This window comes from Gemmatimonadota bacterium, assembly GCA_026706845.1.
Lineage (GTDB): Bacteria > Latescibacterota > UBA2968 > UBA2968 > UBA2968 > VXRD01.
On the sequence record JAPOXY010000036.1, the window covers coordinates 41,466 to 60,132 of the forward strand.

Genomic DNA, 18,667 nt, shown 5'->3' on the forward strand with positions numbered 1-18,667 from the left:
TTACTGTTTGTATGTTATTTGACCACCCAATATCGTCATTGTGGCCCGACCCTGTAATGTCCATCCGTGAAAGGGCGTGTTGCGCGATTTGGATTTGAACTGATTGGCATCTACAATCCATTCGAGATCGGGATCAATGACTGTAATATCGGCGGGTTTGCCGGGGGAGAGGCTGCCGCCTTCGATGCCGAGGATGCGCGCGGGTTCTATGGTGAGTTTGGCAATTGTATCTGAAAGAGGGAGCAGGTTGGTGTGGACGAGTTTGGTGAATATGACGCCGACAGCGGTTTCGAGTCCGAGTATACCATTGGGTGCATTGGTAAATGCAACCAATTTTTCTTTGGTCGTATGTGGCGCATGGTCTGTGGCGAGTGCGTCAATAGTGCCGTCCTGTAAGCCTGCGATCACAGCTTCCCGGTCTTCGCTGGAGCGAAGTGGCGGACTCATTTTGCCAGCCGTGCCGAGTACGCGCACGTCTTCATCGGTCAATGCAATGTGATGGGGCGAGGCTTCGCAGGTGACGGGCAGGCCCTCTGCTTTGGCTCTTCGCACGAGTTCGGCAGCGCGTTTGACACTGAGGTGCAGGATGTGGAGACGCCCCCGGGTTTGGCGCACGAGTTCGATGTCGCGCGCGTTCATGGCGGCTTCGCCTTCGGCGGGCATGCCTTTCAGGCCCAGTTCTCGGGAGACCGCGCCTTCGTGCATGTGCCCGCCGCGCGTGAGTTCAAAGACTTCGGAGTGCGGATAAACCGCAAAATTGTTGGCGGCTGCGCGCTCCAAAAGCTGGCGCATCAGAGTTTCGGATTCAATGGGGAGGCCGTCGTCGGAAAATCCAACAGCACCTGCTTTGAGCAGGGCATCGGTGTCGGTGAGTTTTTCGCCCTGCATTTTTTCGGTTGCACAGGCAATGGGATATACGCGGGCATCTGATGTTTTTGCCTGTTGGGCGATGTATTGGACGATTTCCGGGCTGTCCATCGGCGGTTCTGTATTGGGCAAACAGGCCACAGATGTGAAGCCTCCGGCGGCAGCGGCTTCACATCCGGTTTTGATGGTTTCTTTTTCTGGAAAGCCCGGATCGCGCAGGTGGACATGCATATCGATGAGTCCGGGTACGACGATTTGGTCTGAGACATCGATGGTATCGGCATTTTCAACGGCAATATGCGGTTCAATGTGCGCGATGTGACCGCGCTGGATGAGCAGATCGGCTATTTCGTCGCGGTTGTTAGCCAGGTCGATGATGCGACCGTTTTTGAGCAGGAGATCGGACATTGGAAAGGTTGTAAATATCCTCTCTCAATCTGCGAAAACGGATTCGGGTACGCGGTCGCGGTAGGCTTCGATGGGCGGTAGATTGCCATCGGCTTCGGTTTCGAGGGAGCGCAGTCCGGTGAGTATTTCGAGATCGTCGCGGATGTCCGCCTGTGCCAGATAGGCTTCAGATGCTTCGACTTCACCCAGGTCGAGCGTGTTGGGGATCCAGAGTACGCGGGCGTCTTCCGGTGCGATGAGACCAATGGACTCGAGGGCGATGTCGAGGACTTCGGCGTCTGTGTCGCAGTGCAGCGGGACCGCACCTGCTGAAACGTGTTGTCCGGTGATGACGTTGGTATAGGTGGCGTGATAGTCGATTTTATCGACGAGGCGCCTGGTGGCAAATTCGGCCATGCCGATGCCGGTGGCGTTGCCGTGCGTGGCTTCGGTGAGGTCGCGCACAAAGATGCGCAAGACGCGCGGGGTTTCGTCGCCCATTGCGCGGCGGTCGTTGCGCTTGCGCCCGATGACGTTGGTGTCCATGCCCGAGCCGGAGATATTTTTGCCCATTTCGTCGATGATGAGCAGATCGACATCATCGAAGGGAAGCGAGGGACACCACTCTTTGGATTTGGCTTGAAGAACTTTTTCGCGTTCTTCAAAGTCTGCCGCGGGAATGGCTTCGATACGTGCGGTTTCGTCATAGCCGTTTTCAAGGGTGGCTACGCCAAAGGTGATGGGCATTTCCTCGCGCACGACTTTGCCGACTAAGCGCACGATTTTGTCAAAGGAATGGTGGATGATGGCGCGGTGATATACCGAGGCCCCTTTGTGTTTGCCCAGGCCAATGAGCATCATTTTCATCAGCCCGCTTTCAATTTCGCCGGCAAATCCCGTATGCGGTTTGATGCGGTTGACCACAATGACGTGATCGGCTTCGGATGCGTGTTTGTCAAAGTAGATGGGCATGCCAAAATCCGATACGCCGATCTGGACGACGTCCATCGACGATTTGATTGGACATTCCATTGTGCCTTCGGTGATGCCATATCCGGCCAGGACCTGGATTTGTCCCTCGGCTGTGCCCCCGCCGTGCGATCCCATTGCGGGTACGATGTAGGGAACAGCGCCAATGGCTTTCATTTCTTCGACGATGGTTTTGATGATGGTGTCGATATTGGCGACGCCGCGGCTGCCCGCGGTTATGGCGACGGTTTGACCGGGTTTGATCACAGAACTGGGATTGATTTTTGCGATTTCATCGCGCACAGTGCCGGCGATGTCATCGACGCGAGGAGCGTCAAAGTGCTGGCGAATGCGGAACATTTGTGGGTAAGTCGGCATGGTTTATCCTCCTGTTGTGATTTGCTATCACATGGATTCTTCGTAAAGGGCGATTACGTCTTTTATGGTTGTTTTGCGCGGGTTGACCTGAATATTGCCGCTTTTCATCGCGTCTTCGGCCATGACATGGATGCCTTCGGTTTTTGCACCGGCTTCGCCCAATGTGGCGGGAATACCCACGTCGTCGGATAGGTTTTGCACGGCTTCAACCGCGAGAACAGATGCGTCAATAGCGCTCAATCCATCTACATCTTCGCCCATGGCGGCGGCGATGTCGGCGAATTTCTCCGGGCAGGCGCAGCGATTGTAGTCCATGATACGGGTGAGCAAGATGGAATTGGCAATTCCGTGTGGTACGCCGTAGTGACCGCCAACCGGATGCGACATGGCATGTACATTTCCCAGACGGGTTTGGGAAAAGGCAAATCCAGCCATGGTACTGCCGGTGAGCATATTTTGCGTGGCTTCGTGGTTGTGGTCGCTGTACGCGGCTTGTCGCAGGTTTTGCGAGATGAGGCGGATGGCGTGCAGGGCCATGCCTTCAGAGATGGGGTTGGATATCAGCGACACGTATGATTCAATGGCGTGTGTCAAGGCATCCATTCCGGTCGCTGCGGCTATGAACAGAGGCAATGCGACGGCCATATTGGCATCGAGAATGCCCACATCGGGAATAACATGGGGACCTGCGACGGTGCCTTTGAAGTGGTTGTCGTCGGTGATGACGGCAAAGGGCGTGACTTCGCTGGCTGTGCCATAGGTGGTGGGGACGCAGAGGAGAAAGGGGATGGGACCGGGAACGGGTTTTTCGCCGATAAAATAATCGGTGATTTTTTCCCCGTGATTGACGAGTACGCCCGAGGTTTTTGCCACGTCCATTGAGGATCCCCCGCCAATGGCGAGCAGGAAATCGCAATTTTCCGACTGGTATTGCGCGGCACAGGCTTCGACGTTGCGAATGGGGGGGTTGGGTTCAACGCCGTCGTAGATGCTGTAGGAGATGTGTGCCTTGTCGAGTATTTCTGTAACGCGCGCGACAACGCCGGCCTGGACGAGGCCCCTGTCGGTGACGATTTGTGCCTTTTTTACCTGTTTTTCATTTACAATTTGGGGGATGTTGCCAATGGTGCCCCGTCCCATGATGAGGCGTGTGGGGCCATAATAACTAAAGTGATCTTGAAACGCCACAAGCAAACTCCTATGCGATTTTTATTTTTTGATAGTAAAAAGAAGAAAATGGTTTTTGATGGTGTTGTCAATGAGATAAAAACACACATCAGCAGTGCGGCATTGACTCAAAACGACATACCGAGGCGGACGTAGTAGCCGATGCCCTCTGGATCGGTGAATCGGTATGCCACGCCGAGGCGGTAGCGGATTGCCGAATAGAGGACGTAATAGTTGATGATAATCTCGGTGCCAGCCGAGAGGAGTGGGCGAGATTGCGATGTATCGGGTCCCCAGGTGTTGGCGGCGTCGGTGAAGAATGTCCAGAAGATGCGGTTGTAGTGTATCGGCCACGCCCGCAGGCCGCGGTTCTCCAATGCGAGGGGGGCGCGGTATTCCAGGGATGCAGACCAGGCGTGCCGTCCCGACCGTGTAGATGTATCGTATCCACGTGTCGGGAAAGTGATCGACTCAGTGCCTCCGATGTCGAAGTAGCTGTTGTCGCTGCCCGGTCCCCGAGATGCACCAGCACTCGCGCGAAGTGCCAGGACGGGTGCTGCAAATTGGCGTCCTGGAAGCCAGAGAGGCAGTCGCGCATAGGTTTTGACAGTGCCTCTAATGTCATCTGCCGAGCGGTCGTTTGAGGAGCGAGAGAGGTCGTGGCGTCGCCTGAAGCGAGCGGAGAATGATGTGCCGGTCGCCTGTCCCATCTGAAAGGCGGATGAGCGCGCAGTGGTGGCGGAAAAACGCACCGATAGTTCGCCCAGGGTATTGCGCGGATCATCGAGTCGGAACCGATGGGTTTTTCGCAGCGCGGAGTCCAGTACTTCTCGATCCTCTCGCACGAGTCCGCCGGAGACTGTGAGTGAGACACTGCTTCGCGCCTTTGGCTTTACCAGGGTCATTGATAGGGAGGCACGGCGTTCCCGTTCGAGGATGAAGAAGGTTTCGGTTGGGGCATCGGTACTCTCCTGATATAATCTGGCGCCGTCTTCGTCCCAGTCCTGCGATAGCGATAACCCGAGCGAGGGGTTCCCCAGTCCGTAGTAGCGGTAGGACAAATCGCCTGCAGCTCTTTCGTCAGAATATGATCTAACTGGCAGGAAGATGTGGGCACCGATTTCGTATTCGTGCCGGCGCACGAGGTCGATCCCTGAGGTGCGAGCGCCGATGGATGTGCCGAGTATTTTGGTGCGGCGTATCACCGTTTCTCCCTTGCGATGAGCGGGTACTGAGATGGGGTGATTCCATATGGGTTCCCAGTAGTAGGGACGCAGGGTCGCAAGCGGCGAGTAGGCGCGTACCCGTCCTTCTGCGCGTCCGCGTGATCTGTTGGCGACCTCGGCGGTGGTGTGTGTCGAGTCCGCGCGAGGCGCGGGTGGTGCAGCAGTGGGATTGAATGGAATCCGTTCTATCTCCCAGCCATCGGCGTGGTAAGCCGAGAAGTAGAGCCAGCGGCCCGACGGATCGACGCTGGGATACGCCGCCCCTGTGCGGAGATTGGTTAGCATGACGGGGGGCGAGACTTGCCCGTTATCGACTTTTGCCGCGAGTATGTTCGGGATGCCGCTGCGGTCAGATGCCCAGACCAGCCACTGCCCATTAGCATTCCATGATGGGGCGAAGTCGAGGGCACGGTCGCGGGTCACTTCACAGATGAGGTTGCCGTGTGTATCGAGGAGGACGATATCGTGGTACCCTTGAGTCCAGCGGGTCGCCGCAATCCAGCGGCCATCGGGTGAGATTGCCGGGTACGCCCAGTGGACGTCTGGATCGGGAGGGACCAGCGTCTCAATGGCACCGTTGCTGAGATTGACCCGCGCCAGTCCGCTGGTTCCCCCACCTTCGGCGACTGCGACTGCCCAGCCTGCGGGACTGACCGATGGGGCGATTAAGCGGGCGCGAGTTGTTATGCGTCGTACATCACTGCTCGGCGTTACGCGGTAGAGATCTCTAAACCTGCGATAGCGACCAGCAAATTCATATTGCGCGAAGACGATGTCTCCATTGGGGATGAAGGCAAATGTGGTGCTGCCATTGGTCAGGGTTACGGTCGATTCACCACTGCCATCTAATCTGGTTGATACCAGTTTGGCATCTGAACGTCCATCTGATCGGATGTAGTACAGTGTTTTGCCGTCGGGCGATACTTTTGGGTGGTACGCATAGCGGGCACCGCGGGTTATCGCCTGTGGTTCGGTGATTGTACCGAATTTGGCGAGGCGGGTGTCCAGTTCCGCCGCCGCTGTCCGCTGTGTATCTGCCCACGCTTTCCACTCATTCGTCAAGGTGGTGCCAAAGGCGCTGCGTCCGGCGGCATCGAGGCGGTAGGGTATCCACTGTTTTTCCACTGCTTCGACGAAGGCTATCATGCGGTCGCGTCCGTATTTTTGTATCAGGTGTTCGAAGAAGAGCGATCCGTAAGCATAAGCACGGGTGCCACCCGGCCACTGGGGCGAGTTGCCACCTGTCTGGTCGATGGACTCGAACCGCCCTTCAAGAGCCGCTGTTCGCAGGACCATTTTGTGGAATGTCCCATGAACGCGCCCGGTGCCAGTCAGTGCAGATTCGTACCAGACGGCAATGCCTTCGCGCACCCATCGCGGGGTGGCGCGTGCGGGGATTGTGAAAGCTGGGACTGGCAGGCGTCCGTCTGGGGGAAACAAGATGTATGGGGATGGTACGCGTCCAAATGGCTTGTACAACAAGCTATAACGGCCCGGGCGGTCAACGTGGAAGATGTGCGTGAGTTCGTGTACGATGATGTTTTCCAGCCGATCATTGTAAAAAGCACGTCCGAAGGAGTCGATAGGTGGGCGGGCGTAGATGGTGATTCGGTTTGAGGGACGCACACTCGCGTAGCCATTCGAGACGTCGATGTGATCGGTCAGTACAAGGTCGATTATTCCGCGTGGCGCGTCAATGAATTGTTCGGATAGCCGGGCGTGCGCCCATTCTGCGCGCTCCGCTGCCCTGCGTCCCAGGTCTTCGAGATGTGCGGGAAAAGTGACGCGGAAGTGTTCTGTATCGAGTGTGCGCCACGATTCGTCCGGCGCAATGCGTTGCGCCGATGCCGATGCCGTGCATAAGGCGATGACGAGTAATACTTTTATCCCTATATCTATTCTTGATCTCATCGTTAGAATTAAAAATTGTGGAAGCCGTGTCCCGAGCCGGGGAACCAGATGAGGTCTATGACCATGCCGACGCCAATGCCGGTGCAATAGCCAATTACTGTGCCGTAGAAGAAGGGTTTTGCGCGTTCGTAGAGGCGTGGACCGCCAAAATGGACGATGAGGAGTTTGGCTGCCCAGACCATGAGTATGCTCAGGGCGTAATAGCGCGGTCCCGTTGTGTATTGAAATGCGAGGCCGAGGGGATGCAGCGGCCAGCGGGGGAACCATGTGCGCAGGCCCGCCAATAATGCGGCTATTCCCGCTCCGAGGAGCCAGATGCCGAGTTTTTGGGGGTCGAAAGATGTTTTTTCGGTTTCGCCCAATGCGCGTCCAATTCCACCAAAAATACCCAGGGGTCCTTCCCAGAGGGTCCAGGAACGCAGGAAGAGCGCGGAGTCGCGATAACAATAGTAGATGATGGTGGCGGCACAGACAAAGAAGCCCATGGTGAATGCGAGAAAGACGACGCCATTCGTCCAGTGTTTGCCGCGTTCTGCGGGCACGTCATCCATGGCTTTGAAGTGGTGGGGCAATACCTGCATGGTTTGTATGCGTCCGCCGCCGTAGAATACGCCGCTGTTGACCAGGTGCATTGCGGTCATTTCGCGGGTCGATAGGGTGGCTGTGCCGAGAATTGTGTTGACAAAGCCCGATCCTTTGATCCACACGGGGAAGAGATATCCAAATCCGCTGGCTGCAATGAATTTGGAGGTCGCAAAATATGCGATGAACATCATTAGCAGATGGACAATTGCGAGAGATAGCGACATGCCCAGGGACATGAAAAAGCTACAGAGGTACAATACGGAAATGAACAGGCCGATAACGGCGAAGCGATAGGAGATGGGTCCATCGCCGCGGTTGCCTTTTAAGGCGGTTTTTGCGACATGTATCAGATGTCGTCGCGCGATCCATACAGACCAGACGACGAGTACTGTCATTGCGCCGTGGCTTTCGAGGTTGACGATTTCTCCGCCTTTGGCAACTTGTCCTTCTAACCCGACTGTGAAACCGGTGCGGTTGATGATGCCCATTTTGACCACGGCGAAGAGGCCAAAGAACCAGAAGCTGAACAAAAGATCCAGGCTGCACAAATATCCGAGGCCAATGACCAAGGGCAAGACGCGCAAATAGACGGGGGGGAAGCTCTGTGCTACAGTCATGGATTTGGTGTTGATGCTGTCAAAGAGCGTGATGCGGGGTACGTTGGGAAACCAGAAGTTGATGATGTTCCAACCAATGATGCCCGCAGTCCAGGCAAAGCCAGCCCAGAAGACGGGGTCGCGGAAAATTTTGGGCAATGCACGGCCTTCGCCAAAGCCTTCCATGAGGTCCATGGGGAAGTTGACGAGTGGATAGGTCAAGCGCTCGGCATCGGCCCATTGGCGGTGAAAAATGGCGATGACAAAAAATCCGGCGGACATGAAGGCCAATACGCCAGAGAACCACCATAAGACGGATGGTATCCAGCCTGTCCAGGGGACAAATTCGCCCGTGTGCAGGCCAAAGTAGAAGCGGTCCATGATCCAGGGGGTGGGTTCGGGAAATGCCCAGTGAGGCAGTTCGTCTAAGAACAATTCTGCCCAGCGATTTTCCGGCGATGCAAAAAAATAAGGTGCGGGCAATGCGCCGATAAAGTACCCCATCCAGCCGACGCCGGGCATCATGCCCACAATCCACATGGTGGCAAAGATGACCATCATTTCGTGACGCGAGAGCACAGATTGAGGCGCTATCCGGGCGATGATCATGTTGATCACGACCCAGAGGAGGAATCCCAGGATGAGGGCGACGGGAAAACTGGATTTGACCATCGATCCCGCGTGGAGTACGATTTCGAGGACATTTTGAGAATAGGCCATAAGGCCGGCGGTGAGCAGGCCAAGGAGGATGGATCGTCCGGTGATGCGCGGCGATTCGGTTGGTTGAATTTGGGGGTCGGGTTGCGAAATAGCCATTTTGTGCTCCGTATTTAGAATGCGCGTTAATATACGATGCCCAAATAGCAGTGTCAAACGCCTGGGGTAGTATTTGTCAATTTGTGATATTGGGGTTATTATGAGGGGGCTGGTGAGTTGGGTTGTTGGGCGGGCTGGGTGCTGACCGCTGACTGCTTGGGGGCTGGTTGGGTGGTCGTCTTACGTCTCACCTTTTACGTCTCACCTTAATCTTATGGCACGCAAAGATATTCGAACCATTTCGATTTTTTGTGCGAAATGTAAAACCCTGCTGTACAAATACCGCAAGGGTGGGCGAGGCGGGTTGGTGAAGTGCATGGTGGAGCGGATTGCCGAAGACCATACCCGGGGGGATATGAAATGTCCAAAATGCGGACAAGGGTTTGCGAGGTTCAGGATGTATGGCGGGCAGGCCGCGCACAAGATTATACAGGGAAAGGTTTTTACGAAGGGTATGGCGAGGCGGTAAAAAAATAAGGAGCGAATACACGATGGCTAAATTTGTCGCGAATTACGATGAAGACAAGGTGCCCGATTACACATTGCCCGATCCATTGATTTTTGAAGATGGATCAAAGGTCGAAGATGCGGCCAGTTGGCAACAACGGCGGGCAGAGATTTTGTCTTTGTTTGAGACCCAGGTGTATGGCAAGATGCCGGGTGCCGCGACGGGCATGCGTTTTGAGACGCGGTTTGTGAATGGGGATGCGTTGGACGGGATTTGTAAGGAAGTTCGGGTTTACTTTTCTACAGATGCAGAACCGCGAATGGATATTTTAATTTTTTTGCCAAAAGACGCTGATGGACCCGTGCCGTTGTTTGTGGGATTGAATTTTGGGGGGAATCACACCGTTCATGCCGATCCCAAAATCGCGCTGTCCGAGCGGTGGATGCGCTCGAAGACGGAGGGGGTTGTCGATCATCGGGCAACGGAAGTGGCGCGCGGTAAGGCTGCAAGCAGGTGGCCTGTGGGGCGGATTTTGGCAAGGGGCTACGGCTTGGCTACGATTTATTGCGGCGATCTGGATCCGGATTATGACGATGGGTTTCAAAATGGCGTGCATCCGCTTTTTGATAGGCGAAATACTGGGGATGACTGGGGAGCTATTGGTGCTTGGGCTTGGGGATTGATGAGGGCGATGGATTATTTTGAAAGCGATGAGACGATTGATCACGTTCGGGTTGCCGTGATCGGGCATTCGCGATTGGGTAAGACAGCGCTGTGGGCTGGCGCGCAAGACGAGCGGTTTGCCCTTGTGATTTCAAATAATTCGGGATGTGGGGGTGCCGCGCTTTCCCGCCGTCGATTTGGCGAAACAGTGGGGCGGATTAATACCAGTTTTCCTCACTGGTTTTGCGATAATTTTAAGCGGTATAATGAGCGCGAGGACGATTTACCCGTTGACCAGCATTTGCTCATTGCTCTGATGGCGCCTCGCCCGGTTTATGTAGCCAGTGCAGAAGAAGATCGCTGGGCGGATCCAAAGGGGGAGTTTTTGGGTGCGAAACACGCCGATGCGGTTTATCGTTTGTTGGGAACAGATGGTATGGTTGCTGAAAATATGCCGCGTGTTCACGAGCCGATTATGAGTCGCATTGGATATCATATTCGCGCAGGCGGTCACGATGTGACGGATTACGATTGGGATCGGTATATGGATTTTGCCGATAAACATTGGCAGTGAAGTTCGACGGGTGGTTGAACAGAAAGGAATAGTTATGGCAACTCAAACAGAACGATCTTACGCGCTTAAAGCTGTGCCGGGATTTTATTCGTCGTATTCGGGTATCCAGATTGCGGCGCAGACATCGGATAGTGCGAACGATGAAGATTTGCAATTTATGCAGCAACTCGGCGTGGAATGGATGATGGTCGGCGTTGACGACCAGGAGAATCAGAATGCCGATTATTATAAGGCGTTGAAAGCGCGGTTTGCAAAATACGATTTGCAGATTTATCGCATTGCCAATCGCAGTGTGCATAATATGCCCGAAGTGACCCTGAATTTGCCGGGGCGCGATGAGAAGGTCGAGGAATTTATTACTTTTATTCGCAATCTGGGCGAGGCGGGTATTCCGTATAATACGTATGCACACATGGGCAATGGGATTTGGAGTTCGGGGCGCACAACGCGGCGCGGAGGCATGGATGCGCGGACGCTCGATATCGAGAATGCCATAGGGCATTGGGACGGTCAAATTTTTGAAGGAAAATTGACACATGGGCGGGTATATAGCGAAGATGAGCTTTGGGAGAATTACGAGTATATGATCCGCAAGGTCGCGCCTGTTGCCGAGGAATCAGGTGTTTATATCGGCATTCATCCCGATGATCCTCCCGTGTATCCTCTGGGTGGGATTCCGCGCTGTATGTTTGGCAATTTTAAGGGGTACAAGCAGGCGATGGATATTGCGGATAGTCCAAATATCGGGGTTTGTTTGTGCGTGGGGTGCTGGCTCGAAGGGGGTAAAGAAGGCATGGGCGTGGATGTGATTGAGGCTATTCACTATTTTGCTAGCCGTAAGAAGCTGTTTAAGGTGCATTTTCGCAATGTTTCAAATCCAATGCCAGAGCCGTGGGCAGAGACTTTGATGGACGATGGGTACCAGGATATGCATGCGGTGATGAAAGCTCTGCGGGAGGTGGGGTTTGACGGGGCGATTATTCCCGATCATATCCCGCAGATTCTGGGAGGTCATCGCGCGGGGGTGGCGTATTCGATTGCCTATATGCGCGCGCTGGTTCAAGCCGTGAATAACGAAGCGGGTTGAGGCGATAGGGATTACGGTCCACGTTTGCCCGTCGCGATGATTGTGCCAGCGGGCAATAATGCGTCAAGGCGGTTTGGTAGATCGTCGCCGATGCTGTGCAGCCATGTCATGAGTTGGTCGCGCAGGTCGTTTTCTGCGGTTGCTATGTGGGGTTGCCCACTCAGGTTTTTCACTTCATGTGGATCGGTTTGAAGGTCGTAAAATTCGTCGATGTCTTGCGGATTCCACACGTATTTGTAACGCTCGTTGCGAATGGCGCGCACTTCAAAGCTATAACCGTTGTAGCGGTAGTAGGTGCCATAGGCAATTTGTGGCCAGTCTGGGGGACGGCTTTGCGTCCCAACGAGTGGGAGAAGGTTGCGGCCTTCGCGCGGTTGGTCAGGGGATGCTTCGGCGCGGATGAGAGAGAAGAGGGTTTCGCCGATGTCGAGCAATGAGACATAAGCATCCTGGGTTGCAGGCGGTGTGTTGGGCGCGCGGATGATGAGTGGGATGCGCCAGACTTCTTCGTAAAAATAAGCCCCTTTGTCAAATCGGTTGTGTGCGCCTTCCATGTCGCCGTGGTCAGATGTGAAGACAACGGTTGTGGTGTCGGCGAGGTCGAGGCGGTATAGGGCGTCGAGTATGCGCCCGATGGCTTCATCGACCATTGTGATGTGTGCGTGGGAATAGGCGATGACGGTTTTCCATTCTTCTTCGTCGAGGGGGGAGGTGTCCATGCATCCCCACCAGGGTGTCGAATGGAACCAGGGGCGTCCCTCGCAGTTGTCGTTCAGGTTTGTGGGAAGTTCGACGCGCGTGCGGAGTTCTTCGGCGAGTTTGACGTATTCTTCGGGCAGGTGATGCGGAAAGTGTGGCGGTGCGGAAGATACGGTGAGAAAGAAGGGTTTGTTTTGGTGGCTCTTAGCCCACGTTTCGAGAAATTTTACGCCTTTGTTCACAGTGGGAAAGGGTTGGATATTTTCTTTTGGTTGCGGTGAATCTCCCCAAAATGGCGCGCGTCCTTTGATGAGGTTTTTGGTTTGGTTGGCGTAGCTGGCAACTGTTTTTGCGTAGGTGTGGTCATTTGTTTGTGGGTGGTATGGCTTTGAGTGTATTTCGATATTGGGATCAAAGCCGTGTGCGCCGCGTTTTTCCGGGTTGATATGCCCGAGGTGCCACTTGCCGTAGTAACCGACGTGATAGCCGAGACGCACGGCTTCGTCGATCCAGGTTTTTTGATGGAGTGGCATGGATTCCTGAAGGGAATAGCCGACGGATTGGTTGTCGTAAACGCCATTTTGATGCGGCCAGCGAGCCGTGAGCAGTGTACCCCGAGCGGGTGTGCAGAGGGGGCAAGATGTGAAAGCATTTGTGAATACCGTGCCTTCGGATGATAGGCGATCAATATTCGGCGTGGGAATGTCGGCACCGAGAAAGCCAAATGCCCATGCAGGCCATTGGTCGGTGAGGATGAATACTATATTTTGCGTCATGAGAATTTCTGTGTTGATAAATGATGTTGCGTACAATAAACCGATCTTTGGGATATTTCGCAATCTCAGATTTGCCCTTGATAGATGCACATAGAGTCACTATATTATATCACCTCTTACTCCTCCCCTGATTTTATCCATCGCACGCTGTTTTTCCTTCCCCATGTCCTTTCTGTTATCTTCACCTTCCAAACAAGGGCGGGAATATATTATGGCAACGGCAATAAAATCGCGCACTTCCAATGCTACACAACTCGATTTGCTCTCGTCATCCAGAAGTAATAGTAAAGCCAATGGCAAGAACAATGGCGCCCATAATTACGACGAGAGCAAGATTAAAACCCTTTCTTCGCTCGAGCATATTCGGTTGCGCACGGGTATGTACATTGGGCGGCTCGGATCGGGTACCGATCCCGACGACGGTATATACGTTTTGCTCAAAGAGGTGGTGGATAATGCCGTCGATGAATTTATTTCGGGATTTGGCACAAAAATCGATGTGACTATTGACGCCAATCACGTCAGTGTGCGCGACTATGGGCGCGGCGTTCCGCTGGGCAAAATTGTCGAATGCGTTTCTGTGATCAATACCGGTGCCAAATACAACGACGATGTTTTCCAATTTAGCGTGGGCCTCAATGGCGTGGGTAGCAAAGCGGTCAACGCGCTTTCTACGGATTTTCGCGTGGTGGCCTATCGCGATGGCAAGTACGCCGAAGCCCGCTTTACGCGTGGGAAACTCATTGGCGAAAAAAAGGGGCGGATTCGGGAACCAGATGGCTCCCTTTTTGAGTTCACGCCCGATCCTGAAATTTTTGACGAATACGATTACAATTTCGAATACGTCGAGCGCCGCATGTGGAATTACGCCTGCCTCAATAGCGGCCTCACGCTCGTTTTTAACAAACAGAAATTTGTCTCCAGGCGCGGCTTGCTCGATTTTCTCAGCCGCGAGGTCGATGATTCGGCACTTTATGAACCCGCGTATTACAAGGGGCAATATCTCGAATTTGCATTTACCCATACGTCCAATTATGGGGAAAATTATTTTTCTTTTGTCAATGGGCAATACACCATCGATGGTGGCACGCATCAAAGTGCTTTTCGAGAGGGTATCTTAAAAGGCGTCAATGAGTTTTACAAGAAGAATTACAGTGGCGTGGATGTGCGGGAATCCATCAACGGCGCTGTTGCGGTCAAGCTCAAAGAGCCCGTTTTTGAGTCGCAAACAAAAAACAAACTCGGCAATACCGAAGTGCGCTCGTGGATTGTTTCTGAAACGCGTAGCGCGGTGGTCGATTTTTTGCACAAGAATACCACGGCGGCGCAAAAGCTTCAGGAGAAGATCAACCACAATGAGCGCCTGCGCCGAGAACTCAACGATGTAAAGAAAAAGGCAAAGGAAGTCGCCCGCAAGGTTTCCATCAAAATTCCGCATTTCAAGGATTGTAAATATCACAAGGGCGATAAAAAAGGTGGCAATGAATCTACTATTTTTATCACCGAAGGTCCATCTGCTGCCGGGTCTATGGTTGCCGCGCGGGATGTGGAGACTCAGGCTATTTTTGGTCTGAAGGGCGTGCCCCTCAATGTGTTTGGAAAAACAAAAGCCGCGATTTACAAGAATGAAGAGCTCTACAATCTCATGACGGCTTTGGGCATTGAAGACAGCGTTGAAAATCTCCGTTTCAACAATGTGGTTATTGCCACTGATGCGGATTACGATGGCTTTCACATCCGCAATTTGCTGATGACCTTTTTCCTCAATTATTTCGAAGAACTCGTTACTTCTGGTCATGTCTATATTCTGGAGACGCCAATTTTTCGCGTTCGCAATAGCCGCGAAACGCGCTATTGTTATAGCGAAAAAGAACGCAATCAGGCCGTTGCTGATTTGCGAAATCCCGAGGTTACGCGCTTCAAAGGATTGGGGGAGATTTCTCCCGGTGAATTTGGACAATTCATCGGAGAGGATATGCGCCTGATCAAAGTCGGCGTGCGCTCGCTCGCCGAGGTTCCAACGACCCTCGAATTTTATATGGGCAAGAATACGCCCGACCGCAGAGACTATATTGTAGAGCATTTGATTTAGAGGATGAAAAATGGCTTATATCGACAAGTTATTTGACCAGTATTTTTTAGAACACGCTTCTTATGTCGTGAAGGATAGGGCGATTCCCGACATTGACGATGGTCTCAAGCCCGTACAGCGCCGCATTTTACACGCGCTTAAAGAGCAGGACGATGGGAAATTTCACAAGGTAGCCAATGTCGTGGGGCAGACGATGAAATATCACCCCCACGGCGATCAGTCGATTTACGGCGCGCTGGTTCATCTGGCGAACAAAGATATGTTTATCGATAAACAGGGCAATTTCGGCAATATTTATACTGGCGACGAAGCCTCGGCTGCGCGCTATATCGAATGCCGATTGACCCCGCTCGCCAAAGATGTGCTCTTTAATCCGGAAATTACCGAATACATTGAATCCTACGATGGTCGCAATAACGAACCCGTTGTTTTTCCAGCGAAGATTCCCGTGCTTCTCGCGCAGGGTACCGAAGGTATTGCGCCGGGCATGACCACGCGGGTGTTGTCCCACAATTTGATCGAATTGTTGCAGGCGCAAATTGCCTATCTGCAGGGGGAGGATTTTCAGGTCTTTCCCGATTTTGCGCCGGGCGGTTTTGTCGATGTGACCGAGTACGCCGATGGCAATGGCAAAGTGCTCGTGCGTGCCAAACTCGATACCAAAAATTCCAAACGCATTGTCGTGCGCGAATTGCCTTTTGGATCTACGTCTGACTCTCTCATCGCTTCGATTGAAGGTGCAGCCCGGAAAAACAAGCTCAAAATCGCGGGTATTAGCGATTATACGGGTGAGGAAGTCGAAATTGAAATTCGCCTTGCCCGGGGCGTGCATACCAAAGATACGGTGGATGCGCTTTACGCTTTTACCGACTGCGAGCAATCGATCAGTGTCAATGCTCTGGTCATTAAAGACAACCGTCCCCATATCGCTACGGTGAGCGATATTCTCAAACACAATGCCGACCGATTGGTCGATATTCTCAGGGCAGAGCTTAAAATTGAGCAGAGCCAGGTGCGGGACAGGTTGCACGCCAGGACTCTCGAACAGGTTTTTATCGAGAATCGCGTTTACAAAGCAATTGAGGATGTCGCCGATTCCAGTGCGATTCACGAGGCGATACGCACGGGTTTGGAGCCTTTTCTCAGCACAATCAGGCGCAAGGTCACGGCAGAAGATCTCGATACGCTTTTACAAATTCCCATTCGGCGCATTTCACTTTACGATATCACCAGAGCAAAAAGAGAGATGCGTGAGATGCGCGCGCGGCTCAGAGAGATCAAGACCAATCTCGATAATATCACGGGCTTTACCATTGATTTTCTGGAATATCTGGTTGATCAGTACAAGGACAAGTATCCCCGACGTACTGAGGTCACTTCTTTTGATCAGGTGGATGCACGCGAAGTGGCGCAGCGCAATCTCAAGTTGCGCTATGATAAGAAGACGGGCTATCTGGGTTATGATGTCAACGGTAGCACGCTTATGGATGTGTCGCAATACGACCGCGTGCTCGTGATCCGCAAAAATGGCACTTATTCTCTGCACGAAGCACCCGACCGTCTCTTTGTGGATAAGGGTATGCTATTTTGCGATTTTGTCGATTCCGAACGGGTGTACACGGTTATTTACCGGGATAAGAAGACCAATTATCCCTGTATCAAACGCTGCAAGCTCGATACATTTATTCTGAATAGGGGATACGAACTCGTGCCTCCGGGATGCCGTTTGCTCAAGCTCACAACTGATCGCGATGTCGAGGTTCACGTGTCGTATAAACCCAAACCCCGCCTGCGTATTCTCAATGAAGAATTTGCGATCGAAGACTATGCGGTTCGCGGCAAGACTGCCAAAGGCATGCGCCTATCAGCGCGCGAGGTCAAAAGTGCCAAATTTGTAAAGCCTAAAGTTTGAAAAGTGGGGGAACCTCAATGAGCAGTGCTGCTTCTATTGATTTACGCGATGTGCGAAAGCAGGATTTGAATCACGTATGGCATCCTTTGATGCAATATGAGGGTAAGAGCGAAGACGATTTGCTCGTTATTGTGTCGGCGGATGGGTGTGAGATCACGGATTCGGATGGGAAAACTTACCTCGATGCGTATGGCGGGATATGGAATGTCAATGTGGGGTATGGTCGGGATGAGATTGTCGAAGCTGTGTATGAACAGATGAAAACACTCCCGTTTTATCCCATGACGCAGATCAATGTGCCCGCGGCGCGACTCGCTGCGCGGTTGGCGGAATTGTCACCGGGCGATCTCAATCATTTCTTTTTTGTAAATAGCGGTTCAGAGGCAAATGAAACCGCTATTAAAGTTGCGCGACAATACGGCAGGGCGACGCATCCGGGCGAGAGTCGCTTTAAAATTATCTGCCGGTATAAGGGCTATCACGGTTTTACGATGGGGGCTATGTCTGCGACCGGGCAGGTGAGACGACGCGCGCCGTTTGAACCCCTGGCGCCGGGATTTATTCACGTTGAATTGCCCACTGACGATGACCACGGGGCGGATGAGATTGCGCGGGTTATCGAACGCGAGGGTCCCGATACGGTCGCTGCTGTGCTTGCAGAACCCGTCGTCGGTGGTGGCGGCGTGCATGTCCCGCCAGATGATTATTTTCCCGCTTTGCGCGATGTATGCGACCACTATGGTTGTTTGCTGATGTTTGATGAGGTGATCACTGGTTTTGGGCGCACCGGAAAATTGTTCGCTGCCGAGCACTGGGGTGTTGTGCCCGATGTGATGACGATTGCCAAGGGCGTGTCGAGCGGGTACCTGCCGCTGGGGGCCTGTGCTGTTACCGAAAAGGTCTGGTCGGCATTTTTGGGAGGGGCGGATGAGGGAAAAGAATTTGCTCAGGTTTCCACGTATGGCGGGCATCCAGCATGTTGTGCTGCGGCGCTGGCCAATATCGAAATTCTGACCCGGGAACGGCTGTGGGAAAATTCGGAAACTGTGGGTGCGTACTTGTTGGCACGGCTCAAAGATATGTCATCGCCTTTGATCAAAGAAGTTAGAGGTCTGGGGCTTATGCTCGCGGTTGAGCTTCAAAGCGAGGATGGATCGGAACTGGACAGAGAGAGGACAAACAAGTTTGGCAGTGCGCTTCGAGATGCAGGTGTGATTACCGGGAAGATGAGTCATGTTATGGTCGGGTCAGAGCCTGTTTTTACACTGGCACCCCCTCTGATTCTTACGGAGGAGCAAGCCGACCGAATAGCAGGTGCGTTTGTGACTGCGTTGCGGGCTATAAGCTAAGTTGATAAATTCGCGGGCTGTTTAGATTTTTCGCCCCTGCGATCACCACCGGAGTACGCATGCACCTGAGTTGGATTGACTATGCCATCGTTCTCGTCTATGTCGGCGGTACCATCGTCGCTGGCACGTTGGCGCGAGGTGCCATCAAGGGCATCTCCGACTTCC

The 18,667-nt window shown here is 53.3% G+C and carries 12 protein-coding genes; 6 read left to right on the forward strand and 6 right to left on the reverse strand.

Translation table 11 applies throughout. The features are described 5' to 3' along the window. The 5 genes from OXG87_03780 to OXG87_03800 all read right to left on the reverse strand — a co-directional run bounded on the left by OXG87_03780 (position 1) and on the right by OXG87_03800 (position 8,902). Complete coding sequence (locus tag OXG87_03780) at positions 1-1,275, reverse strand: dihydroorotase (protein ID MCY3868651.1); 1,275 nt, start codon at positions 1,273-1,275, stop codon at positions 1-3. A gap of 24 nt (positions 1,276-1,299) precedes the next feature. Continuing rightward, complete coding sequence (locus tag OXG87_03785) at positions 1,300-2,601, reverse strand: lactate racemase domain-containing protein (protein ID MCY3868652.1); 1,302 nt, start codon at positions 2,599-2,601, stop codon at positions 1,300-1,302. Between the two features lie 27 nt (positions 2,602-2,628). Next, the gene (locus OXG87_03790) at positions 2,629-3,789 is read right to left on the reverse strand and encodes an iron-containing alcohol dehydrogenase (protein MCY3868653.1); all 1,161 of its coding nucleotides are present in this window, start codon (positions 3,787-3,789) and stop codon (positions 2,629-2,631) included. A gap of 107 nt (positions 3,790-3,896) precedes the next feature. Then, the gene (locus OXG87_03795) at positions 3,897-6,905 is read right to left on the reverse strand and encodes a hypothetical protein (GenBank protein ID MCY3868654.1); all 3,009 of its coding nucleotides are present in this window, start codon (positions 6,903-6,905) and stop codon (positions 3,897-3,899) included. A gap of 8 nt (positions 6,906-6,913) precedes the next feature. Next, positions 6,914-8,902: a hypothetical protein gene (locus OXG87_03800; protein ID MCY3868655.1), complete on the reverse strand. Its 1,989-nt coding sequence runs from the start codon at positions 8,900-8,902 to the stop codon at positions 6,914-6,916. Between the two features lie 214 nt (positions 8,903-9,116). Here OXG87_03800 and OXG87_03805 point away from each other — a divergent pair, with 214 nt between their 5' ends. The 3 genes from OXG87_03805 to OXG87_03815 are packed head-to-tail and all read left to right on the forward strand — an operon-like array spanning position 9,117 to position 11,674. Next, positions 9,117-9,371 (forward strand): hypothetical protein, encoded by a 255-nt coding sequence (locus OXG87_03805; protein ID MCY3868656.1) that lies wholly within the window; start codon positions 9,117-9,119, stop codon positions 9,369-9,371. Positions 9,372-9,393: 22 nt separating this feature from the next. Continuing rightward, complete coding sequence (locus OXG87_03810) at positions 9,394-10,587, forward strand: acetylxylan esterase (protein MCY3868657.1); 1,194 nt, start codon at positions 9,394-9,396, stop codon at positions 10,585-10,587. A gap of 34 nt (positions 10,588-10,621) precedes the next feature. Next, positions 10,622-11,674 carry a mannonate dehydratase gene (locus tag OXG87_03815; GenBank protein ID MCY3868658.1) on the forward strand — a complete coding sequence of 351 codons (1,053 nt, stop codon included), beginning with the start codon at positions 10,622-10,624 and terminating at the stop codon, positions 11,672-11,674. A gap of 11 nt (positions 11,675-11,685) precedes the next feature. Here the strand turns inward: OXG87_03815 and OXG87_03820 are convergent, their stop codons facing one another. Continuing rightward, positions 11,686-13,149: a sulfatase-like hydrolase/transferase gene (locus tag OXG87_03820; protein ID MCY3868659.1), complete on the reverse strand. Its 1,464-nt coding sequence runs from the start codon at positions 13,147-13,149 to the stop codon at positions 11,686-11,688. A gap of 379 nt (positions 13,150-13,528) precedes the next feature. On the opposite strand from OXG87_03820, the gene OXG87_03825 reads away from it, so the two are divergent. The 3 genes from OXG87_03825 to OXG87_03835 are packed head-to-tail and all read left to right on the forward strand — an operon-like array spanning position 13,529 to position 18,502. Next, the gene (locus OXG87_03825; GenBank protein MCY3868660.1) at positions 13,529-15,241 is read left to right on the forward strand and encodes a toprim domain-containing protein; all 1,713 of its coding nucleotides are present in this window, start codon (positions 13,529-13,531) and stop codon (positions 15,239-15,241) included. Between the two features lie 10 nt (positions 15,242-15,251). Then, entirely contained in the window at positions 15,252-17,153 is a 1,902-nt protein-coding gene (locus OXG87_03830; protein MCY3868661.1) for a DNA topoisomerase IV subunit A, read from the forward strand. A gap of 17 nt (positions 17,154-17,170) precedes the next feature. Further along, positions 17,171-18,502: an aminotransferase class III-fold pyridoxal phosphate-dependent enzyme gene (locus tag OXG87_03835; GenBank protein ID MCY3868662.1), complete on the forward strand. Its 1,332-nt coding sequence runs from the start codon at positions 17,171-17,173 to the stop codon at positions 18,500-18,502. Positions 18,503-18,667 lie beyond the last annotated feature (165 nt).